This is a genomic window from Rhizobium sp. NZLR1b, from assembly GCF_019685155.1.
GTDB lineage: Bacteria > Pseudomonadota > Alphaproteobacteria > Rhizobiales > Rhizobiaceae > Rhizobium.
Genome location: NZ_JABDWC010000042.1, coordinates 1 through 21,388 on the forward strand (window position 1 = coordinate 1; position 21,388 = coordinate 21,388).

General features: G+C 57.9%; 18 protein-coding genes and 3 pseudogenes. 16 read left to right on the forward strand and 5 right to left on the reverse strand.

The features are described from left to right. The 16 genes and pseudogenes from HJB84_RS32565 to HJB84_RS34225 all read left to right on the forward strand — a co-directional run. The coding region (locus tag HJB84_RS32565; RefSeq protein ID WP_221117902.1) for an integrase core domain-containing protein at window positions 1-311 on the forward strand (311 nt) is incomplete at its 5' end. Between the two features lie 316 nt (window positions 312-627). Beyond that, the gene (locus tag HJB84_RS32570; RefSeq protein ID WP_131702563.1) at window positions 628-1,290 is read left to right on the forward strand and encodes a transcriptional regulator; all 663 of its coding nucleotides are present in this window, start codon (window positions 628-630) and stop codon (window positions 1,288-1,290) included. Window positions 1,291-1,419: 129 nt separating this feature from the next. Continuing rightward, window positions 1,420-1,971 carry a hypothetical protein gene (locus tag HJB84_RS32575; RefSeq protein ID WP_168277101.1) on the forward strand — a complete coding sequence of 184 codons (552 nt, stop codon included), beginning with the start codon at window positions 1,420-1,422 and terminating at the stop codon, window positions 1,969-1,971. 869 nt (window positions 1,972-2,840) lie between these two features. Further along, window positions 2,841-4,463 (forward strand): cytochrome-c oxidase, cbb3-type subunit I, encoded by a 1,623-nt coding sequence (ccoN, locus tag HJB84_RS32580; RefSeq protein WP_221117903.1) that lies wholly within the window; start codon window positions 2,841-2,843, stop codon window positions 4,461-4,463. An 8-nt stretch (window positions 4,464-4,471) separates the two neighbouring features. Further along, a complete protein-coding gene (gene ccoO, locus HJB84_RS32585) occupies window positions 4,472-5,206 on the forward strand; it encodes a cytochrome-c oxidase, cbb3-type subunit II (protein ID WP_168277100.1) in 735 nt (244 codons plus the stop codon). 8 nt (window positions 5,207-5,214) lie between these two features. Beyond that, window positions 5,215-5,367: a cbb3-type cytochrome c oxidase subunit 3 gene (locus HJB84_RS32590; protein WP_127431695.1), complete on the forward strand. Its 153-nt coding sequence runs from the start codon at window positions 5,215-5,217 to the stop codon at window positions 5,365-5,367. Window position 5,368: 1 nt separating this feature from the next. Then, entirely contained in the window at window positions 5,369-6,232 is an 864-nt protein-coding gene (ccoP, locus tag HJB84_RS32595) for a cytochrome-c oxidase, cbb3-type subunit III (protein WP_221117904.1), read from the forward strand. 338 nt (window positions 6,233-6,570) lie between these two features. Then, window positions 6,571-8,138: pseudogene (ccoG, locus tag HJB84_RS32600) on the forward strand (cytochrome c oxidase accessory protein CcoG). Beyond that, window positions 8,135-8,620: a FixH family protein gene (locus HJB84_RS32605; protein WP_127431693.1), complete on the forward strand. Its 486-nt coding sequence runs from the start codon at window positions 8,135-8,137 to the stop codon at window positions 8,618-8,620. Before ccoG ends, HJB84_RS32605 begins: the two are co-directional and overlap by 4 nt. Next, the gene (locus HJB84_RS32610) at window positions 8,617-10,902 is read left to right on the forward strand and encodes a cation-translocating P-type ATPase (RefSeq protein WP_168277098.1); all 2,286 of its coding nucleotides are present in this window, start codon (window positions 8,617-8,619) and stop codon (window positions 10,900-10,902) included. The genes HJB84_RS32605 and HJB84_RS32610 overlap by 4 nt, the downstream gene beginning before the upstream one ends. Beyond that, window positions 10,899-11,057: a cbb3-type cytochrome oxidase assembly protein CcoS gene (ccoS, locus tag HJB84_RS32615; RefSeq protein ID WP_127431691.1), complete on the forward strand. Its 159-nt coding sequence runs from the start codon at window positions 10,899-10,901 to the stop codon at window positions 11,055-11,057. The genes HJB84_RS32610 and ccoS overlap by 4 nt, the downstream gene beginning before the upstream one ends. A 312-nt stretch (window positions 11,058-11,369) precedes the next feature. Beyond that, window positions 11,370-12,929, forward strand: coding sequence for an RNA polymerase factor sigma-54 (gene rpoN, locus HJB84_RS32620; RefSeq protein ID WP_221117906.1), 1,560 nt, complete (start codon window positions 11,370-11,372; stop codon window positions 12,927-12,929). 230 nt (window positions 12,930-13,159) lie between these two features. Beyond that, on the forward strand, window positions 13,160-13,429 hold the full coding sequence (locus HJB84_RS32625; protein WP_168277096.1) for a transposase: 270 nt from the start codon (window positions 13,160-13,162) through the stop codon (window positions 13,427-13,429). A gap of 94 nt (window positions 13,430-13,523) precedes the next feature. Further along, the gene (gene tnpB / locus HJB84_RS32630; RefSeq protein WP_003554417.1) at window positions 13,524-13,871 is read left to right on the forward strand and encodes an IS66 family insertion sequence element accessory protein TnpB; all 348 of its coding nucleotides are present in this window, start codon (window positions 13,524-13,526) and stop codon (window positions 13,869-13,871) included. A 63-nt stretch (window positions 13,872-13,934) separates the two neighbouring features. Continuing rightward, window positions 13,935-14,390, forward strand: a pseudogene (locus tag HJB84_RS34220) (IS66 family transposase); the annotation flags it as partial. 9 nt (window positions 14,391-14,399) lie between these two features. Next, window positions 14,400-14,986, forward strand: a pseudogene (locus HJB84_RS34225) (transposase); the annotation flags it as partial. Between the two features lie 552 nt (window positions 14,987-15,538). On the opposite strand, the gene HJB84_RS32640 reads toward HJB84_RS34225, so the two are convergent. From HJB84_RS32640 to nifE, 5 genes are all read right to left on the reverse strand, one after another. Continuing rightward, window positions 15,539-16,639, reverse strand: coding sequence for an aspartate kinase (locus HJB84_RS32640; protein ID WP_127431689.1), 1,101 nt, complete (start codon window positions 16,637-16,639; stop codon window positions 15,539-15,541). Next, window positions 16,636-17,673: an aspartate-semialdehyde dehydrogenase gene (locus HJB84_RS32645; RefSeq protein ID WP_168277095.1), complete on the reverse strand. Its 1,038-nt coding sequence runs from the start codon at window positions 17,671-17,673 to the stop codon at window positions 16,636-16,638. The genes HJB84_RS32640 and HJB84_RS32645 overlap by 4 nt, the downstream gene beginning before the upstream one ends. Window positions 17,674-18,000: 327 nt before the next feature. Continuing rightward, complete coding sequence (fdxB, locus tag HJB84_RS32650) at window positions 18,001-18,324, reverse strand: ferredoxin III, nif-specific (protein ID WP_131702669.1); 324 nt, start codon at window positions 18,322-18,324, stop codon at window positions 18,001-18,003. 265 nt (window positions 18,325-18,589) lie between these two features. Then, a complete protein-coding gene (gene nifN, locus HJB84_RS32655; protein WP_168277094.1) occupies window positions 18,590-19,909 on the reverse strand; it encodes a nitrogenase iron-molybdenum cofactor biosynthesis protein NifN in 1,320 nt (439 codons plus the stop codon). A 53-nt stretch (window positions 19,910-19,962) separates the two neighbouring features. After that, window positions 19,963-21,384: a nitrogenase iron-molybdenum cofactor biosynthesis protein NifE gene (gene nifE / locus HJB84_RS32660; RefSeq protein WP_168277093.1), complete on the reverse strand. Its 1,422-nt coding sequence runs from the start codon at window positions 21,382-21,384 to the stop codon at window positions 19,963-19,965. Window positions 21,385-21,388 lie beyond the last annotated feature (4 nt).

Sequence of the window (21,388 nt, forward strand, 5' to 3'; positions counted from 1 at the left end):
CGCCTGGAAAACCGATCCAGAACGCTTTTATCGAAAGCTTCAACGGGCGGCTGCGAGACGAGTTCTTGAATGAAACTCTGTTCTCGTCGCTTGCTCATGCCCGGTCTGCGCTTTCAAACTGGCGTAGCGATTACAACGATCAACGCCCGCATTCAGGCCTTGGCTGGCTGACACCGGCCGAATTCGCTCAGACACTCAACCCGCGACGTGATGCGGTGCTGCGCAGCCGAAATGGCTCCGCACCGCAACCCGCCGCTACCGAACCAACAACAGCAACCAAAAACCGCTGGAGCGAACTCAAAACTGGATAAAACTGGGGGCAAGGTCACCTCGGCCACGTCAACCGCCTTATCTCACAAATGAACCGCCTCAGCCGCGTCACCGCGGAACCCTGCCGCATAACCGCCATCCACTCCCGCAGAAATGGCTTCGTCAATTTGAGTGGACCCCGTAGGGCCTGTGATATCGTGTTGTACCTGCGCATCAGGTCACTCGGGCTGAAGAGCGATAGCATGTGAAATTCGCAGGCCGTTGTGGACACAGCCGGCGCGATAGTGATTATTTGCAGGCTTGTTGCGATGCTGAAGACGTCGCTGAAAAATTACCGAGACACCGAGGCTTCTTAAATTGAAAAAAGTACAGCGCAGCTTTGCCGTCGAGTACAAATCAGGTCGGCGAAAACTCAATTCCAAGCCGAACTCGATTTGGGGAGACACAGATCTCAAGTCGGTTGCTCAAGATCTGCAGGACGAGGCAATGCCATTTATGTCATTAACTCCTGAGGCAAGAAGCAGCGAGTTGCTTGTAGCCCGAGAAGAACAGGCTGGACCGTTATTGACACTGCCGATCGGGCAGGAGACAAATGCATCGGCTTTACAGGAGACCACAATGGCCGATGAAAACGCTACGATGATCAATGCCGACACGCCGGCCGCCGCGGCGCCCGATGTACCGAAAAAAGTGCGCAAACCTCGCGCCAAGAAGGCAGTGCCTGAAACTGCTTCAGTAGCCGTTTCTGTGCAACCGGCAGCGGCTTCGAATGCCACCGCCGGAAAGCAGAAGAGAGGACGCAAAGCAAAGTCTGACGAAGGTGCGACAAGTGCCAGACGTGCGCCTGTCAAACGTGCTCCAAGGGCGGTGCAGACAGCGACCGCACCGTCGGTGGCTGCAGTTGATGAGTTTGCGGATCTTCTGCAGCTGGAAGAGGAAAACCAGAGACTGCGCAAGCTGCTGGCCGAGAAGCTCCGTGCAGAAAATGCCGATCTACGAAAGCGGCTCAACCTCGGTTGATCGGCAGCAGACGGCCAAGCGCTGGCCGCATTCTCATGCTTGTTGAAGTCAAGATCATGGCGGCAGTTCGTTCTGCCGCCAACGCTTTTTCTCGCAGTTGCACACGGGGTAGAATTCGAGGTTAAACAAATGGCGTCTCCATGGAAACTTCTTGCCCGGCTGGTGTCCCCGCGACGCCAGCAGAGACAAGAACACGGCTCGGCAGATGGCGTGAAGCCGGACGTATTGGCTATCGCCAAGCCGACTGAAAGAGCAGCCAATAACGAATTGGACGCCACAGACGGTCCGGCTGACAAAAAGCCAGTTCCTCACGGTCATTCCGCAGCGGTTCTAGCGGTTCCGGATTATTCGGAAGAAACGGCAAGCGCTGTTGATGGTCGCGTAAATATCGATGGCGCGAGGCCCGTGGAAGCGCCTGATCCGGCTTTGTCCGATGAGGCTAATACAGCCGCGCATGCCGCACCTAGGGTCTTTCGTGTTGGCGAAGGTCAGACGCGAAAGCGCCGCAAGAAGGCGAAAATGAGTGCAGTCGTTCTTCGACCGTCTTCAAATGTTTCTACCGCTTCTGACGATGCAATCAATCTTGATGAAGAGATCAGCCTTCTCCGAGACCAGTTGGCGCGCAAGCTTCAAATGCAGAATGCACTGTTGAGGAGGATGCTGGAGCGGTTCGAATATTAATCGAAATGAAGAATCAACCCCGCATTGCCGCACGTTGGTTGTTACCGATAGGGTCTCTATCACGAGGGGATAAAGCCCTTGTTGTCATCCTGATTTGGCATCGATCTCACCCGACAATCATTTGTGATGCGGGGTTCAGGAGTGTGCTAGGCGCGGTCTAGTTTTTTGTCGCTATTGATGTTTCGGGCCCAAGATTGACGGAAATCAAATCGGCTCGACCTGATGTCTGTCACAACGCGATGATTTCTGGCACGAAGCGGGGGTAAACACTTTGGGTGCTGGCTCTCCAGCTCCGTCGATCGAAGCGCTGGACTGGCTACGCGGCGAACCGCTTTCCAACTTCCAGTTCGGCAAGATATACATCCTCGACTTCTTTTCGACTACCTGCGGACCCTGCGGGCGGGCGCTGGCTCGCCTGGGATCGCTGCAGAAGAAATACAGCGACATCAAAGTTGAGGTCATCGGAGGACGAGGCTCGAGCTCAGGTGGACGCATGGCTAACTACATGGCTCCCGCATTCGAAAATTCGGGTCGCATTCGACCACTCATATCCCGGTCGAGGCTTGCAAAAAATTCTTGGCTCTCCTGTTGGGCCTTCAACGGCCAGCGACCCTTCATTCAGCGTGTCGAAACCGTATGCCGGCTCTCCGAGTGGGCTTGCCCACGGGCAACAATGGACGGGACGTGGACTTGACGGTGGAATAGTCAGCGCGTGTCAGCGGATTAAAGCCTTTGTACTTATAACCGCAGCGTCGTTCCGTCTTTTTGTCCTCTCGTTGATGTGGATCAAGGAGCAATTTGCGGCTTCATGACAGTCCTGGCGAGAAAGACGGCCGCGAAGCGGTCGTCGGCGTACTGGGGACGACATCATGAATTACACAACGGAAACGATGGTGATCGCGGTCGCGGCGTTTCTAGCGCTGCTACTAGCCGCATTCGCGCATGATCATCTCTTTGCGGTTCATATGGGCATACTTTGCCTCTGCCTCGTTATGGGGGCTGTGCTGATGGTCAGCAAGGTTGAATTTTCGCCGGCAGGCCGACAGCGTAACGTCGATAAGTCCGGCTATTTCGACGAGGTGATACGGTATGGCTTGATCGCCGCGGTGTTTTGGGGCGTGGTTGGCTTCCTGGTTGGCGTGATCATCGCGCTGCAACTGGCCTTTCCTGACCTCAACATCGCCCCTTATCTCAATTTCGGAAGACTGCGGCCCGTGCACACGTCGGCGGTTATCTTCGCCTTTGGCGGCAATGCGCTCATCATGACGTCATTCTACGTCGTGCAACGCACCTGTCGCGCGCGTCTTTTCGGCGGCAACCTGGCTTGGTTCGTATTCTGGGGCTACCAGCTTTTTATCGTGATGGCTGCGACCGGATACGTTCTTGGAATCACTCAAGGCCGTGAATATGCCGAACCTGAGTGGTACGTCGACCTCTGGCTGACCATCGTTTGGGTAGCCTATCTCGCCGTGTATCTTGGAACGATCCTGAAGCGCAAAGAGCCACACATCTATGTGGCAAACTGGTTCTACCTTGCCTTCATCATCACCATCGCCATGCTGCACGTGGTCAACAACCTGGCGGTTCCGGCCTCGTTCCTTGGCTCCAAGAGCTATTCTGTCTTCTCGGGTGTCCAGGACGCGCTGACCCAATGGTGGTACGGCCATAACGCCGTCGGCTTCTTCCTCACCGCCGGCTTCCTGGGAATGATGTATTATTTCGTGCCGAAGCAGGCCAACCGACCGGTCTATTCATACCGGCTTTCGATCATCCACTTCTGGGCGCTGATCTTCATGTACATCTGGGCCGGCCCGCATCATCTGCATTACACGGCACTGCCCGACTGGGCCCAGACGCTCGGCATGGTCTTCTCGATCATGCTCTGGATGCCCTCCTGGGGCGGCATGATCAACGGCCTCATGACCCTTTCGGGCGCCTGGGACAAGATCCGCACCGATCCCATCATCCGGATGATGATCGTCGCCATTGCCTTTTATGGCATGTCGACCTTCGAAGGCCCGATGATGTCGGTGAAAACCGTCAATTCGCTCAGCCACTATACCGAATGGACGATCGGCCACGTGCATTCCGGCGCTCTCGGCTGGGTGGGTATGATCACCTTCGGGGCGATCTACTACCTGACGCCGAAGCTATGGGGACGCGAGCGTCTCTACAGCCTGCGGATGGTCAACTGGCACTTCTGGCTCGCAACCCTCGGGATCGTTGTCTACGCCGCCGTGCTTTGGGTTGCCGGCATCCAGCAGGGGCTCATGTGGCGCGAGTACAATTCCCAGGGCTTCCTCGTCTATTCCTTCGCGGAGACAGTCGCGGCGATGTTCCCCTACTACGTGCTGCGCGCCGTGGGCGGAACGCTTTACCTGGCGGGTGGTCTCGTCATGGCCTGGAACGTGTTCATGACGATCCGCGGCCATCTACGCGACGAGGCTGCGATCCCAACCACTTTCGTGCCGCAAGCACAGCCTGCCGAATGAGGTGAGACATGGCATCGATACTTGATAAACATCAGATCCTCGAGAAGAACGCGACGCTTCTTCTCGTCGGCTCGCTGCTCGTCGTGAGCATCGGCGGGATCGTCGAAATCGCACCGCTGTTTTACCTGCAGAACACGATTGAAAAGGTGGAAGGCATGCGGCCCTACACGCCGCTCGAGCTGGCCGGCCGAAACATCTACATCCGCGAAGGCTGCTACCTCTGTCATAGCCAAATGATCAGGCCGTTCCGCGACGAGGTCGAACGCTACGGCCATTACTCGCTCGCGGCCGAGTCGATGTACGACCATCCTTTCCAGTGGGGATCCAAACGAACCGGGCCGGATCTGGCCCGTGTCGGCGCGCGCTACTCCAACGAATGGCATGTCCAGCATCTCGCCTATCCTCGGGCAGTGGTGCCGGAGTCGATCATGCCGAGTTACGCCTTCCTCAAAGAGCAGAGGGTGACGGTCAAGGACGTCGGAATGGACCTGAAGGCCAACGAGGACGTGGGCGTGCCTTATAACGACGACATGCTGGCGAACGCGGAGGCCGACATGATGGCCCAAGCCGATCCGAACGCAGATACGACGGCCCTGCTTGCCCGCTATCCGAAGGCGAAGACCGGCGATTTCGACGGCGATCCTGCCGCGCTGACCGAAATGGATGCCCTGGTGTCCTACCTGCAGATGCTCGGAACGTTGGTCGATTTCTCGACCTACGACGACGCGACCGGTTACCGATGAGGTGATCCATGGAAACCTACACTGCAATGAGACAATTTGCCGACAGCTGGGGGCTCCTGGCAATGGCGGCATTCTTCATCGGTGCGATTGTGTTCACTCTTCGCCCAGGCAGCAACCAAACGGCGAAAGAGGCCGCCGATATTCCCTTGAAGGATGATTGAGATGTCGGAAAAACATATCGATGAATTTAGCGGCGTCGAAACGACCGGACATGAATGGGACGGCATCCGCGAACTCAACAATCCGATGCCGCGCTGGTGGGTGTGGACCTTCTACGCCACTATCGTCTGGGCCTTGGGCTATGCGATCGCATATCCCGCGATCCCGATGATTACCGACGCTACGAAGGGCATGCTGGGCTATTCCAGCCGCGCCGAGCTGCAGCAGAACCTCGATCAGGCCAAGGCATCGCAGACGACGCTTCATGATCTGATCGCCGCCAAGACGGTGCACGAGATCGATTCCGATTCTGCCCTTCGCGAATTCGCGGTCGCCGGCGGCGCATCTGCATTCAAGGTGAACTGCGCGCCGTGCCATGGCTCGGGAGCAAGCGGCGGCCCGGGATTTCCGAACCTCAACGACAACGATTGGCTGTGGGGTGGAGACCTGGATGCCATCCAGGCGACGATCGCGCATGGAATTCGCTTCGACGAGGATACGGACACTCATGCTTCCGAGATGCCGCCCTTTGCCGATGTTCTGGATCCCCTCCAGACAAGGCAGGTCGCGGCTTACGTCTGGGGACTGACCAATACACCGTCGGACCCCGGCCTCGCAGAGGCCGGAAAACAGGTCTTCGTCGATAACTGTGCCGCATGTCACGGCGACGACGCCAAAGGAAAAGCCGAAATGGGCACGCCAGATCTCGCCGATGCGATTTGGCTGAAGGCACGTGGCGAGGATGCGATCATCCGTCAGGTGGCCGCTCCCAAGCATGGCGTCATGCCTGCCTGGGCAGGGCGTCTCGGCGATACGACCGTCAAGGAACTTACCATTTTCGTGCATTCGCTTGGCGGCGGGACGTGAGGAAAAAAACCATGACAGCTCACGGCGACAACCAAATCTTCGATCTCTATGGCACGACGCGGCAAGGCCACGCCGCCACCTTCCAATCAGGACGACCTAGCAAAGAGCGGCAGGTCGATCATCAGTTGGACCTGCCTCAAAGACCACGAGCAGACAAGCCGGTTGCAATAGCCTTGTCGAGGACGTTCCAGCGTGGTTGCTTGTTCCCCCGCAGCCCCCCAAAGCCACGCCCTCTCTCCATGGCGTTTTCCTTTCGCGGGAAGGCCTTGTCTCTTGATCTGCATCAAGGGCAGATGCGCAGCAGATGGGACAACGGCAGATGAAGTCCGATAGGCCCCATGAACCTCCGCACCGCACCAGATCCCGATACATCAAAAGGCTCAGTGGCGAGCCAGTCAACGCCCGTCGCAACCGGCAGCTTCTCTACGCTCCTCGGAAGAAGGTCTTTCCCAAGCGTGCAGAGGGACGATTCCGTCGGTTCAAGTGGATCGTCATGCTGGTTACGCTCGGCATCTACTATCTCGCGCCATGGATTCGCTGGGATCGCGGTCCTTACGCGCCTGACCAGGCAATCCTCATCGACCTTTCCTCACGGCGCTTCTTCTTTTTCTTCATCGAAATCTGGCCTCAGGAATTTTACTATGTAGCGGGTCTCCTCGTCATGGCAGGCCTCGGCCTGTTTCTCGTCACTTCCGCGGTTGGCCGCGCATGGTGCGGCTACGCTTGTCCGCAGACGGTCTGGGTTGATCTTTTTCTCGTCGTCGAACGTGCACTCGAAGGCGATCGAAACGCGCGAATGAAGCTCGACGCTAGGCCAATGAGCTTTGCCAAGCTGAGGAAGCGTGTCGTCAAGCATTCGATCTGGCTGCTGATAAGCGTAGTCACGGGGGTAGCGTGGATCTTTTATTTTGCCGACGCGCCGTGCCTGCTTGTTTCGCTGTTCACCGGCCACGCTCCTGCAACCGCCTACACGACCGTCGCCATCCTTGCTGCAACCACCTATGTGCTCGGCGGTCTCATGCGAGAGCAGGTGTGCACCTATATGTGCCCTTGGCCACGCATCCAGGGTGCGATGCTCGACGAAAATTCTCTCGTCGTCACCTACAATGCCTGGAGGGGCGAGCAGCGGTCGCGGTACCCCAAGAGCGCTCGAGCCAAGGGCATCCCGGTCGGGGATTGCGTCGATTGCAATGCCTGCGTGGCCGTGTGTCCGATGGGAATTGACATTCGCAACGGGCAGCAGATGGAGTGCATCACATGCGCGCTTTGCATCGACGCCTGCGACGGTCGTATGGAGAAGCGCGGGAAGCCTCGCGGCCTGATCGCCTACGCCACGCTGAGCGAATACTCGAGCAACATGTCGCTTGCCACCAGGGTAGGGCGAACAGCCGTTCAGCCGTCAAGGGTTAGAAACGATGATGGGACTTTCGTTCCGGCGATCCGGCACTTCAACTGGCGCATCATCTTTCGTCCGAGAACCGTGTTTTACGCAATCGCCTGGGCGGCGGTCGGCGTGGCCATGCTCGTCCATCTCACCTTTCGGGAGCGCCTTGAACTCAACGTCGTTCACGACCGAAACCCCCAGTATGTTCTGGAAAGCGACGGCTCGCTGCGGAACGGTTACACGCTTCGTATCCTGAACATGGTGCCGAAGCCCAGGGATGTGAACATAAGCCTGGTCGGGCTGGAGGGGGCGACGATGCGTATTCCCGAGGTAGGCAAGGAAGACGCCCGCAGCTTTACAGTACATGCCGAGCCCGACGCGGCCACGACGCTGAAGATCTTCGTTACGCGCAAGCCTACCGGAGCCGCGACCAATGAATTTCTGTTCGTTATCGAAGATACCGAACATGCCGATCGGGCAACCTACCGCGCGGCGTTCAATGCACCGGGAGACATCAAATGAAGACCTCCGCTCAAGGTTTTACAGGCCTGCACATGCTGCTTTCGACCTCGACATTCTTTGGCGTGGTGATCGCGGTAAACGTCACCATGGCCTTCTATGCCTCTTCCAGCTGGAGCGGTCTGGTCGTGGAAAACACCTATGTCGCCAGTCAGGAGTTCAACCGCAAAGCGGCGGCGATGAAGGCAATGGCCGCTTCCGGCATCGAGGGCAGCCTCTCCATAACGGGGCACGAGATCCGCTACGATATTCACGACAAGAGCGGATCGCCTGCGATCGTCGACGACGTCATTCTCAATTTCAAACGTCCGGTCGGAGACCACGAGGACTTCCTCCTTACGCTCAGGAAGACAGCCGCGGGGCGGTTCGAAGCGGAGCATGATCTCGCCGACGGTGACTGGATCGTCGAGGCCACCTCGCGAAACGGCGGCGTTGTCGTCATGCATGAGGCAAAACGCATCGATACCGCGGAGTCAGGCCAATGAACTGCTGTACCATGGACGCGGAAAGCGTGCTTGCCCTCAGCACGACATCACTCAATGCCGAAGAGGTCCGCCTTGCCAGCCAGCCGCTCGGCGAAGGATTGCGCCAGCTGGACCTGAGCGTTCCCGACGCCCACTGCGGTGGCTGCATTTCGACCATCGAAAGGGCGTTGTTGGCGCTTCCCTTCGTCAAGACAGCACGAGTCAATCTCACGGCCCGAAGGGTGAGCTGCGTCTACCAGGAGGAGATCGAGACGGGCGCAACCGATCCGTCCAAGATCCTGGCAGCGATCAACTCGGCCGGATATCGCGCGCATCTCTTCACGCCCTCAGCTCCCGAGAACGACAAGACCAGAAATCAACTTCTCCTCGCGATCGGCGTGTCCGGTTTTGCGGCCGCCAACATCATGTTGCTCTCGGTATCGGTCTGGTCGGGCGCAGATGCTGCGACGCGCGACATGTTTCATTGGATCTCGGCGATGATAGCAGCGCCCGCGCTGGTTTATGCGGGGCGCTTCTTCTTCAGATCGGCCTGGAATGCGCTGCGGCACTGGCGCACCAACATGGACGTTCCGATTTCGCTCGCCGTGACGCTCTCCTATGCCGTTTCATTGTGGGAGACCGTCCATCACGGCGAGCATGCCTGGTTCGACGCTTCGGTCTCGCTGCTCTTCTTCCTGCTGATCGGCAGAACCCTCGATCATGTCATGCGGGAAAAGGCTCGGGCGGCGATCAACGGACTCGCAAGACTGGCGCCGCGCGGAGCATTACTGATCAATCCGGACGGGTCGCGACGCTACATTGCGGTAGAAGAAATCGCGGCGGGGGATGAAATCTCGATAGCCGCAGGCGAACGGGTTCCCGTCGATGGCATCGTCGTCAGCGGAGAGAGCGACGTGGACCTCTCCATCGTCACCGGCGAGAGCAGCCCGGTCGCCGTCGCCAGCAACAGCGAAGTGAGTTCCGGGGCGATGAATCTGACCGGCTCCCTCGTGCTGCGGGCGACAAGAATTGCCAAGGATTCGCTTCTCTCGGAGATCATCGGCCTCATGGAAGCCGCCGAGGGCGGTAGAGCTCGCTATCGCAGGATCGCCGATCGCGCTGCGACGCTCTATTCTCCGGTCGTGCATCTGCTGGCGCTGGTCTCCTTCCTTGCCTGGGGCCTCCAGGGCGGAGACTGGAAACAGGCCATGCTGGTCGCCGTTGCGGTGCTGATCATTACCTGCCCATGCGCATTGGGTCTTGCCGTACCCGTGGTCCAGATCGTCGCCGCGGGCGAACTTTTCCGGAAGGGCATCATGGTGAAGGACGGCTCAGCGCTCGAAAGACTGGCCGAGACCGACACCGTGGCCTTTGACAAGACAGGCACCTTGACGATCGGCAGTTCGCGCCTTGTCAGAGTGGACGCCATGGACGAGAGCGCCACCGTGATCGCTCGTGGATTGGCAGCGCATTCACGGCATCCTCTTTCTCGGGCCCTGGTACGGGATACCGAAACCGACCTCATGGTCTTCTACCTCGTCACGGAAATCCGAGGCGGGGGACTGGAAGCCAGGAATGGAGCAGATGTCTATCGATTGGGCAACGCGGTGTTTGCCTGCGGAACCAGCGTCGTGCCCCGCACCGCCGACAGTCCGTTCTCGGAAGTGGTCCTGTCGAAGAATGGCGTCGATCTTGCCCGCTTCTTCTTCGATGACACGCTTCGTCCAGGTGCCTGCGAGGCCATCGACCGGCTCGAAGCAGCCGGCCTTGAAACGCTGATCGTGTCCGGAGACAGGCAGACCGTCGTCGACAATACGGCGCATGTCCTGGGTATCGACAGGGCTTTGGGCTCTCTGACGCCTAAACAGAAGGTCGAGGAATGCCAGAGGCTGAATGGCGAAGGTCGTCGCGTGCTCATGGTTGGCGACGGGATCAACGACGCCCCGGCACTTGCTGCCGCGCATGTCTCGATGGCGCCGGCCACGGCCTCCGATATCGGCAGACAGGCGGCTGATCTGGTTTTCTTCAATGATCGCCTTGACGCTGTTCCGGAAGCGATCGCCGTTGCGCGACGATCCGCCAGCCTCATCCGGCAGAACTTCGCTCTCGCCATCGGTTACAACGTTCTGGCGGTGCCGATCGCCATTGCCGGATTGGCGACGCCGCTGATAGCGGCGGTGGCAATGTCGACTTCTTCGATCATCGTCGTGACGAACGCCCTGCGCCTGAACGCCTTCGGCAAGCGTCGGGATATGCAAATTCGAGGGCGGATCGGCAGGAGTGCGGAGGTCGAAGCCGCATGAACATGTTGATCTATCTCATACCGATCGCGCTACTGATGGGAGGAATGGGACTCCTGGCATTCCTTTGGTCGCTGACGAGCGGCCAGTATGACGACCTTCAAGGCGCCGCCTGGCGGATCCTCGCCGAGGACGAAACCGATCAACGAGAACCCTAAACCTCACAACTGAGACCAAACACGAAAGGAATATGGACAATTGCGACAATCTGCACCGTCGTCGGCTCCGCGACAAATGCACTTTCCTAACCAAGTTCACTGCTCGCCGAAATAACTAAAATTAAGAATATTCTTTTTCGCAATTCAATCGATGATTTGGCAGGCTTTCTTGAAAGCTATTGGCGCCGGGGCGCCCAAGTTGCCCCAAGTGGTTCATGATGCCAAGCACGTGCCAATTTCACGTGAAGGCATCGATCTCCGTGCCTGAGGTCATGATCAGGCATGGACCCGAGAATTAAGTGGAACTTCGTCATGAAACTGTCCGCCAATCTTTTCCTGCGCCAGACCCAGTCCCTGGTGATGACACCGCAACTGATGCAATCCATCCAGTTGCTGCAGATGACTCATTTCGAACTCAACCAGTTTATCGCCCTGGAAGTGGAGAAGAACCCGCTGCTTGAATTTCCGTCGAATGACGGCGAGGCGGTCGGAGAACGTGGCGAAAGCGAAGATGGAGAATATGCTCATCAGCCGGAGGATGCCGGGTCGGATGACGGTTACGACAACCGGACCGAGGCGCTTTCCAGCGACTGGTATGACAATGGCGGCAGCGCCAGCACGAGCCGGCTGAACGACGAACTGGACGCCAATTACACCAATGTCTTTCCTGATGACGTTGCCCCGCAGCGCCTCGATGCGCCGGAACTCGTCAGCCAGTGGAAGTCGATGCCGGGCAGCGACGAGGGCGCCGACTACGATCTCGACGATTTCGTCGCCGGCCAGGTGTCGCTGCGCGATCATCTCGCCCAGCAGATCCCCTTCGTCCTGCCTGACATGGCCGACCGTCTGATCGCGCAGAATTTCGTCGATCAGCTCGACGACTGCGGTTATCTGCAGGCCGATATCGTCGAGGCGGGCGAGAGGCTGGGCACGAGCCTCGCACAGGCCGAGCGCGTGCTCGCCACCCTGCAGAGCCTTGATCCGACAGGTGTTTTCGCCCGCAGCCTCGCCGAATGCCTGGCGATCCAGCTCAGGCAGAAGGACCGGTACGACCCGGCCATGCAGGCTCTGGTCGAAAACCTCGAACTGCTCGCCCGGCGTGATTTTGCCACGCTGAAGCGGCTTTGCGGCGTCGACGAGGAGGATCTTCTCGACATGCTCGGCGAGATCCGTCAGCTCAATCCCAAGCCCGGCAGCGGCTTCGAAGCGGGTGTTTCCGAAGCAATCACGCCGGATGTAGTCGTCAGGCCCGCCTCGGACGGCGGCTGGCTGGTCGAGCTCAATCCGGATACGCTGCCGCGCGTGCTGGTCAACCAGTCCTATTTTTCCCGTGTGACGAAGAACGGCGAGGACCACGCCTTCCTCTCCGATTGCCTGCAGAGCGCCAACTGGCTGACGCGCAGCCTCGACCAGCGGGCAAAAACCATCATGAAGGTGGCAAGCGAAATCGTCCGCCAGCAGGACGCCTTCCTGCTGCACGGCGTCGACCACCTGCGCCCGCTGAACCTGAAAATGGTCGCCGAGGCGATCAAGATGCATGAATCCACCGTCAGCCGCGTCACGTCGAATAAATATATGCTGACGCCGCGCGGCCTCTTCGAACTCAAATATTTCTTCACCGTCTCGATCAGCGCCGTCGCCGGCGGCGACAGCCATTCGGCCGAGGCCGTGCGTCACAAGATCCGTGCGCTGATCCTGCAGGAGAGCCCGGAGGCGGTGCTTTCCGATGACGATATCGTCGAGATGCTGAAGAAGGGCGGCGTCGATCTCGCCCGCCGCACGGTTGCGAAATACCGGGAGGCGATGAACATTGCCTCTTCGGTCCAGCGCCGACGCGAGAAGCGGGCGCTCGCCAAGGTCGCCGGCTTCTAACGCTGTCATGCTTCGACCTGGATCGAAGCATCCGGCCCTAAGCGGCGCGACTCTATGAAGCTAGCCGGTGGGTGAGTTTGGATCACGCCCGCGGTGCTTGCGCTGGCCAAGTCCGCCATGTCTATTTTGGGCGTAACCGCCCGATTGGCACCGCCTGCCGCCTGAGATCTTGATGGCCTAAGACACGTGTTTAACGACGTCGTTAGCGACGTGTCTTAGGCGAGGTTGCGATGCGCGTAGAAATTCTTGGGCAAGAACGCCGACGTCGGTGGAGCAACGAGGACAAGCTCGCGATTGTTACGGCGGTTGGGGTTTCTGGAGCCACGATCACAGAGATTGCTCATCGTCATGATGTAACGCGGCAGCAGATATACGCCTGGCGTAGCGAGCTCAAGAAGAAGGGGCTGCTCCCGGTGTCTTCGAATGCATTGTTCATTCCCGTCGATCTGAATGCCGTGCAGACCGATGCCCCTGAATTGAGGGAGAGCTGCTCCGGATGATCGAGCTACGATTGATCTGCGGCCGCACGCTTCGTTTCGAGAGTTCTGTGGCTCCCGATGTCCTGACGCAGATTATCCGGGCAGTGGAAGCAGCATGATTGGGCCTGGGACCGGCGTTCGGGTGTATCTTGCGTGCGGGATCACGGACATGCGCAAGGGAGTAGAAGGCCTTGCCGCGCTTGCGCAGGATGTTTTGCGTCAGAAGCCGACTGGCGGCGCGGTCTTCGCCTTTCGCGGCAAGCGTGGCGATCGTTTGAAGCTGCTGTATTTTGATGGCCAGGGCTTCTGCCTGTATTACAAGATCTTGCAGAAGGGGCGGTTTCCTTGGCCTTCGGCATCCGACGGGACTGCCCGGCTGACGTCGGCCCAACTGGCGATGTTGTGGGAAGGGATCGATTGGCGTCGTCCTGATTGGGGTGCGCCACCGGCCCGTGTCGGGTGATTTTATCCCACTGAAACCACTGGTTTTTATAGAAATTTATCCTGGCTCGTGGTAGTCAGGATCATGTCTAGCGCGACGACAAATCTTCCGGACGATCCAGCCTTTCTCAAGGCAATGATTGCCGCTTTGCAGGCGGAAAACGCGAAGATGTCGGCCACATTGCAAGCGCATGATCAGTTAATCCAAACGCTGCGGCTGCGCATTGCCAAGCTGAAGAAACAGGTCTTCGGCAAGTCGTCTGAAAAGATTGAGCGTGAAATCGAGCAGTTGGAACTGGCGCTTGAGGATCTGTTGATCGCCGCCGCTGAGGCCATTACTGCCCCAATCGATGAAGTTGATGAGGCGGCGTCTGTTGTTCCCTTGGCGGATACCTCTGAAAAGATCATGCGCCGGCGCCCACGCGTCTCGGACAAGGCGGTTCGCGAGCGCCGAGAGCTCGATCCTGGCTCCTGCTGCCCGGAATGCGGAGGTGAATTGCGTCTTGTCGGTGAGGACGTCAGCGAAATCCTCGACATGATCGCCGCGCAGATGAAAGTCATCAAGGTTGCTCGACTGAAGAAGTCCTGCCGCTGCTGCGAGAAAATGGTGCAGGTGGCAGCACCCAGCCGCCCGATACCGGGCAGCATGGCCGGCGCTGGCCTCTTGGCGTACATTCTGGTCTCGAAGTTCGACGACCATTTGCCACTGTACCGTCTGAACGAGATCTTCGCCGGCATGGGCGCCGACATTCCCGACAGCCGATGGCTGATTGGTGTGGTCGCGCCATGCAGGTGCTTCAGCCTCTCATCGAGCGGATCGAAACGGCGATTATGGCAAGTGACCTCCTTCATGCCGACGACACCCCGATCCGAGTGCTGGATCGCTCGCTGCGGGATAAGGGGTTGGGCAAGGGTGTGAAGAAGGGCAGGATCTGGACGTATGTCCGCGATCAGCGTCCATGGGCAGGCAGTTCCCCGCCCGGTGCAGTCTACTATTTTGCTCCTGACTGGAAAGAAGAGCACGTCCACCGCCACCTCAAGCAATCAAGCGGCATCCTTCAGGCTGACGGCTACAAAGGATATGGCAAGCTATACGCGCCTGGAGAAAAGGGAACATCTCGCTTTAAGGAGGCCGCCTGCTGGGCTCATTGGCGACGAGACTTCCACGACATCTGGACATCAAACAAGTCGGAGACTAGGAGGCGCGCTGAAGACCGACCGCGATGTCATCAAGGGCCGTTAGTCATATGGCACCGCGGCGCGGACTGCCGCTGGCCGCATCAATGGCCCGAGCATGCGAGGTACCTGCGCGATGAGTCTGGCAACCAGCGGCCGGCGCAAGGGCATCAAGCGCGCGTTGGAGCACGAGGACGAGGTGCTGGCGCACTGCAAGGCGAAGGGTTGATTTCAGCCGCTTTGCACTGTCCTCGTCTACCAACTGGAAAGCGGCGATTCAGAACCTGCATTCGACAATGACGTTTTCGAAGTTAACGATCGCGTCTGTCCGCGCCCTGTCCCTGCGATGAAGGCTGCATGTTGAAGTCGACGATGTGCCGAGGTTATCAGGGCGGTGGAACAGGCGATCGTCGCTAGCGATCACCCGGCTACCAAGTCGAAGCATCCCCGGCCCGATGGCCAGATCAAGCGACTTCGCCGCCGCCTCCATTCGGGCGTCGCCTGTGGCGCTGTTTAGTCGTTCTCTATCACAAGATCGCGAATGGCTGCAGGATACATCTGTTCGTGGATGTTTTGTGCATGTGCCAAGGCGCTCTCGTAGTCAACGTGAAGGTGGACGCGCGACATCGCGCCATTAAGCTCGGTCACCACGACCCTTGATCCGATGGCGACCGCGCGCGTGCCTGCCGATGCGACAAGGCGCATCGCAAAATCGATGTCGGTTATGATGCAAAGGCAAGGCCTGCCGTCCACTTCAAAGAATATTGAGCTAATGTCGTGTTGATCAAGAAGCACAAGGAGAGTGTCGCATTCTGCGTCACTCGCGACAGCTAATACTGCTGCGTCGCGTGCTACTGTCACGGAACCGGAGTATCCGTGGCCTGTGATGATCGTGCCCGTCTCCGCTCCGTCACTAGTCAGTGCTTTGCAAACTATGGCGACTGCGTGCTTTTTAGCATAATCCACTGCCCTATGGTGCAGCACCTTTGCGCCTTGCCGCGACATCTGCGCAATCGTCCAATACCCAATCTTCGGGATTAATCGTGCCCCTGGTACAAGATGAGGATCTGCGGTGTAGACGCCCTTAACATCTGAATATATTTCGCAAGCTTGCTCTCCTAACATAGCTGCGATCACGACGGCTGTCAGGTCGGAGCTGTTTCTGCCGAGAAACGTTAGTCTGCCCAATTGATCAATTGCCTGACCACCCGTGGCAATGACAATGTCATGCTCCTGAAGTGCAGCCCTGATTGGCTGAGGATCGACGCTTTCTACTGAAGCCCGACCGAAGTCTGAATTTGTGCGTATCCCTAGGACATAGCCGTTCAACGACGTCACGGGAATCCCAAGGCGACTGACCGCAGCTTCCAACATGCAGGCACTTAGCATCTCGCCCGTGGCAAGTGCCGCATCGAGATTCGATGGTGATGCTTCCCTGTTGACGCCAAGCATGGTTGCTTTCAGCTTGTCGGTTATACCATACATTGCGCTGACCACGGCGATAATCTTGGTTCCGCCTGCAGCCCGCAGCTTAGCTAAATGCTGAGCAACTCGAGCGTAGTCACAAGGATCTCGAAAACTCGAACCGCCGAATTTGACAATAGTCGTCTTCATGTTTCATCCATCAAGTTATTGGCGATCACAAGCTGTGCGATGAGGAGTGCGTTGAGTGCGGCTCCGACCTGAACGTTGTCGGCTACAACCCACATCCACAGCCCGCGCGGATTCTCTGGATTAACTCGGACTCGACCGACGTGAACATATGCAGGGTCTCCCAGAAAGCGCGGCGTTGGATATCCGTCGCGAATTTCGTCAGCATAAAGTCGAACACCTGGTTCATTTGCCAGGAGCTCATGGACCTGTTCTAGTCGAACATGATCGTCGAACTCGACGTATACCGCCTCGGAATGACACGTCTTTACCGGCACTCTAACGCAGGTGGCGGTTAACTGCAGACGAGGCATACCGAAGATCTTCCGTGACTCTTGAACCAGCTTGCGTTCCTCGAGAGCCACGCCTTCGCTGGAAATCTCTCCGATCTGCGGTATGACATTGAATGCAAGAGAGACAGGGAAGCTCTCCGCAGCGGGCCGCGTGCTCCCCTTGAGCCAGGCTTCGGCACCGTCTTCTAGCTCGTTAATCCCGCGCCGGCCAACTCCTGAGGCGGCTTGATAAGTAGTCAAAAGAACCTGGTTAACGCCGAACGTCGCTATCAACGGTCGTAGTGCCCGAACCAGCTGTATCGTGGAGCAATTTGGATTTGCTACTATTCCAGACGGTGGACGAACCGTAAGTGAACAGGCGTTAACTTGTGGTACGATGAGGGGTACGTCAGGGCTCATTCGAAAAGCATTCGAGTTATCAATCACCAAGGCTCCTTGGGATGCGAACCGAGGTCCCCATACGGCGCTTACGTCGCCGCCTGCAGAGAAGAATGCAATGTCGGTTTTGGTATCATCGATATTGCGAATGTCGCGTAGTGCCTCAACTAAGTATGTTTGGTCTCGAAACTTGAGTTGACGCGCACCCGAACTGGAGGCGAACAGCCTCAGTCGATCGACCGCAATCTCGCTTTTTTCCAATAACTTGATCAGGGCCGTTCCAACCACCCCGGTTGCTCCAACGACAGAGATATCTAATGCTCTCATAAGGATCCTCATTTAGAAGCTCGTGGTTGGATCTTGTTTTCAAATCCGAAGCCCGCTTCGGCCGCCCAAGGATGTAACGGGAAGGCTGTCGTCGCGGCTAAATGCACAGTTCAATGCCTCCTCTCTTCAGATCGTTCGACTTTCGACCTGGTGTTTCCTGTGATCATTGCCTCCGAATGGAAGACTGGATGCCCAGAAAGAGCTTCGCATCGCATGGCTGGATTTGCTTGCATGCTAAGTTGCCATGCCGCCTTCTCCACGTCTTGAACCGATGCAATTGTCCCGCACTGTGAATAGCGCCGGCGGCTTCTATCGCTCCGAATGGAATCAAGATCCGTGCACCGCACGATGATCAACGGCGACATGAGTCTGGCAGTTCTTGGGACAGACGCGCGCACACGCTCCGCAGCCGATACAGCGGCCGGGATAATCAATGACCATGATCACGCGACTGAGCTCACCATTAAAGTCGTCCTCGCCATCACAGACACCGAGCATTTCGCCTGCCTCGTCGATGCCGTAGGGATGCATGACCTCGCGAGAGCAGACCTTGAAGCAGCGACCGCAGCCGATGCACATCGCAGGGTTGATCGAATCTAAATATTCCGGCATCCATCGGGATCCGTCGCGAGCCACGAATGCGCTTGTCATAGATTCCTCCGATTTAGCGAGTTCTGTCGATGATAAATGTTTCCGCCGAAGGCCCGCCGATTGCCCGCCGACACGCGTTGCGTGTCGCGTCGTAGATGACAAAGAATCCGGCCGATTCTAACTCCGCATTCAGTCCCTTCACATCTTGCGTGGGCTCTTCTCAAAGCGCCCACCTGCCGTTTCGGCCGCTGTTGATAGAATCTGCCATTGAAGAGCGAGAGGCGACGAATTGATCTCATTTTGCGATTCCCGCGTGTCGGTTGGGTCAAGTCGGCCAAGTGTTCGGAGGGCGGTTAGCCTGAATGATGTTCGCGAGGTCAAAGATCATGTCGCGGGTTCCCCGGTATAATATTGTAAGCTTGTGCTGGCTGCCGACGCGGTCGAACATGGGCAAACCAACCCGCATCAGCGGAACGCCGAGACGCTTGGCAGCTTCTCGGCCGTGCGAGTGTGTGACGATAAGATCGGCCGTTGCGCCGAGACTTTCCAGATCACCGAGATCGCCGACTTTGACGGTCTTCGCCGGTACCATCTCGAGTGCTTTCGAAGTGCCGGTCGTGGTGACCGCGGCCGCAATTTCCGCACCCATGGCGGTAAAAAAATCGGAGAACTGGAAGAGTTGATCCGGCTCGGAGGCGATTGCGATCTTCTTGCCTGCCATATGGGAATGTCCGTCGAGCATGGCATCCTGCAGCTGCATTCGGTTGCGGCGGACATTGAGCGGTGTCTGTTTTCGCGACACAGCGGCAAGCACGCGAATAAAGCGATCGACGTTCTCTAGACCCGTCAGCGATCTAAACAGCACGTACGGCACGCCGGTTAATCTCTGCAGCGCTTCAGCCGATCGCCGCATATGCTCACCGATTGCAATGCACTGCATGGTCGTACCGAGATCGCGGATCTCCTCCACTTTCGTGCCGCCATACGTTGCCGGCATCCATTGTTCGGGGACGGAGCCGTCGAGTGCTCCGGATACGTCGGGCAGAATAACCGGGTCGAGCCCGAAGCTTACGGCCGTCTCGCGCAAATGTTCAATATCAGCTACTGTTAAGTTGCAGCCAGGCAAGATCGCGACCTTCCCCGGATCACGATACTGCTTGTCAGGTCGCGTTATTGCCTCGATCATGGCGGTAACAGCTTTCGACCAACCCTCCTCTATGGCGCCGTCAAAGTCCGGCGTTTTGGCGACGACCACTTCGGTCCCCATAAGTTCTATCGCCCGCCTGCGCTTGATGTTTTCGACATCACCGGCGACATCCTCGTCGCGGGCCTCTACCGATGCGGTCGTGCATATTCCGATTAGTCGTGGCCTCGTGCGGGCTTTGAGGCTGAGAATTGCCTCTTCGAGACGATCTGCGCCGCCGACGATTATCGCGGCTTCGTTCATAGCCGTCGTTTGCAGCGGGATCGCTTCATTGAAATGCCTCACGAGTAGTGCGAGCGCAAAGCTCGTACATCCCTGGCTGCCATGGAGCAGAGGTATTGCGCCGTCAACGCCCAGAAAGGCGAAGGCAGCACCAAGCGGCTGCGACGACTTCAGGGGGTTGACCGCCGCCGACTTGGTTTGAGATACGACGCGTGCCATAGTACGACCTCAACATTCTTTGCGAGTCATCTCGCGGTTTTGGTTCGACGCGCTTACGCTTCTCTTTTCGCTCGCTTTTCAACGACCAAGCCCGGCTCCCATGGCGCCGGCTCGCGCACCTGCGGCCAAATCGGATTGTGAATTGCCAGGTCAATTTGTCGGGCAAGTTGCACCATTCCCTCATAGCCAGCGTAAGCGTGATGACGCTCCTGGTTGATGTCGAGCCAGGGCAGTTTTGCCTTTAGCGCTATATACTGGGTGCGTCCGCCCGACAGCATGATGTCGGCCTTTCTCTCGAGTAGAAGCGAGAAAAGCTCGCGCGGCGACATCGTCTCGAACAGGAGGTTCTCCTCCTTCAGGGTCTGTTTCACTCGCTCCCTATCTTCGAGCGTCGATTTCTTGACTGATGTGCCGACGATCTCCATGCCGATCTCCATCAGGGCATGGACGACCGACCAGGATTTCACGCCGCCTGTATTTAGAAGTACGCGCTTGCCCTCAAGGCGAGGTCGGTACGCTTCTAGCCTCTTCCACACCTTTTCCTCTTCCTTCGCTACAAGGATTTCCGTGCGCTGCAAAAGCGAGGGGTCAGCACCCTTCATTACAAGCAGATCGGCGATCCGCCGGAGCGCCTCCGAGGTGCCGGAAATGCCATAGAAGGAGCCCTCGAAAAATGGAATGTCCCAGCGTTCCTGCATCTTACGTGCCAAAGCAACGAACGCTGTCGAACACACTGTCATCGCTGCGCGTGAGCGGTGGGCGGAGGCGACTTGCAGATATCGCGCGTCTCCTGGAATACACGCGCGGACGCGGATGCCAAGCTTATCCAAGAGCGGCTTCACCTGCCAGAATTCACCCGAGAGGTTAAATTCGCCGAGTATGTTGATGTCGCAAAGGCCTGGTTCATCAGGCTCCACGGTACCTATGACATGCTTGAGCAGCGCCTCGCCCGCTAGCTTGTTGCCGAGGTTTTTAGATCCGACAAAACCTGGCGCATTGACCGGCACCACCGGCAAGGCAAATTCGTCCGTCGCTCGCTTGCAAACAACGTCGATGTCGTCGCCGATCATCGCAGTAACGCAGGTTGAATAGACGAAGATTGCAGCGGGCGCATACCCATCCTTGATTTCCCGGATCGCTTTAAAGAGCTTCCGTTCACTGTGTCCCATTACGATGTCGATTTCCGTAAGATCAGTCGTGAAGCTCGTGCGCCAAAGTGTTGGGCCTGACGAGGCAGCGCCACGGTTGTCCCACGAATTTCCCTCGCAGGCGAGCGGCCCGTGGATCAGATGTGCGACATCGGTGATCGGCTGCAGTGCGACCTTGGCGCCGTCGAAAGCGCAACCGCCGACGGCCGTTCCCGGAGCCATTGGCCCCGCGCAATTCCTTCGGCGCTCCTTAGGACCCTTGCTGCCGCTCCTTTCACTCGCTAGCTCGTGGAAGGCATCTTTGATTACGGCGGTGAGCGAGGACATTCGT

Bases quoted from the DNA above. Each gene is read 5' to 3' on its own strand.
- HJB84_RS32605 (WP_127431693.1), top strand. From the start codon at position 8,135: ATGAAGACCTCCGCTCAAGGTTTTACAGGCCTGCACATGCTGCTTTCG.
- HJB84_RS32645 (WP_168277095.1), bottom strand. From the start codon at position 17,673: ATGAGAGCATTAGATATCTCTGTCGTTGGAGCAACCGGGGTGGTTGGA.
- ccoN (WP_221117903.1), top strand. From the start codon at position 2,841: ATGAATTACACAACGGAAACGATGGTGATCGCGGTCGCGGCGTTTCTA.
- HJB84_RS32640 (WP_127431689.1), bottom strand. From the start codon at position 16,639: ATGAAGACGACTATTGTCAAATTCGGCGGTTCGAGTTTTCGAGATCCT.
- tnpB (WP_003554417.1), top strand. From the start codon at position 13,524: ATGATTGGGCCTGGGACCGGCGTTCGGGTGTATCTTGCGTGCGGGATC.
- ccoS (WP_127431691.1), top strand. From the start codon at position 10,899: ATGAACATGTTGATCTATCTCATACCGATCGCGCTACTGATGGGAGGA.
- fdxB (WP_131702669.1), bottom strand. From the start codon at position 18,324: ATGACAAGCGCATTCGTGGCTCGCGACGGATCCCGATGGATGCCGGAA.
- nifN (WP_168277094.1), bottom strand. From the start codon at position 19,909: ATGGCACGCGTCGTATCTCAAACCAAGTCGGCGGCGGTCAACCCCCTG.
- ccoO (WP_168277100.1), top strand. From the start codon at position 4,472: ATGGCATCGATACTTGATAAACATCAGATCCTCGAGAAGAACGCGACG.
- HJB84_RS32610 (WP_168277098.1), top strand. From the start codon at position 8,617: ATGAACTGCTGTACCATGGACGCGGAAAGCGTGCTTGCCCTCAGCACG.
- nifE (WP_168277093.1), bottom strand. From the start codon at position 21,384: ATGTCCTCGCTCACCGCCGTAATCAAAGATGCCTTCCACGAGCTAGCG.
- HJB84_RS32625 (WP_168277096.1), top strand. From the start codon at position 13,160: ATGCGCGTAGAAATTCTTGGGCAAGAACGCCGACGTCGGTGGAGCAAC.
- HJB84_RS32575 (WP_168277101.1), top strand. From the start codon at position 1,420: ATGGCGTCTCCATGGAAACTTCTTGCCCGGCTGGTGTCCCCGCGACGC.
- HJB84_RS32590 (WP_127431695.1), top strand. From the start codon at position 5,215: ATGGAAACCTACACTGCAATGAGACAATTTGCCGACAGCTGGGGGCTC.
- ccoP (WP_221117904.1), top strand. From the start codon at position 5,369: ATGTCGGAAAAACATATCGATGAATTTAGCGGCGTCGAAACGACCGGA.
- rpoN (WP_221117906.1), top strand. From the start codon at position 11,370: ATGAAACTGTCCGCCAATCTTTTCCTGCGCCAGACCCAGTCCCTGGTG.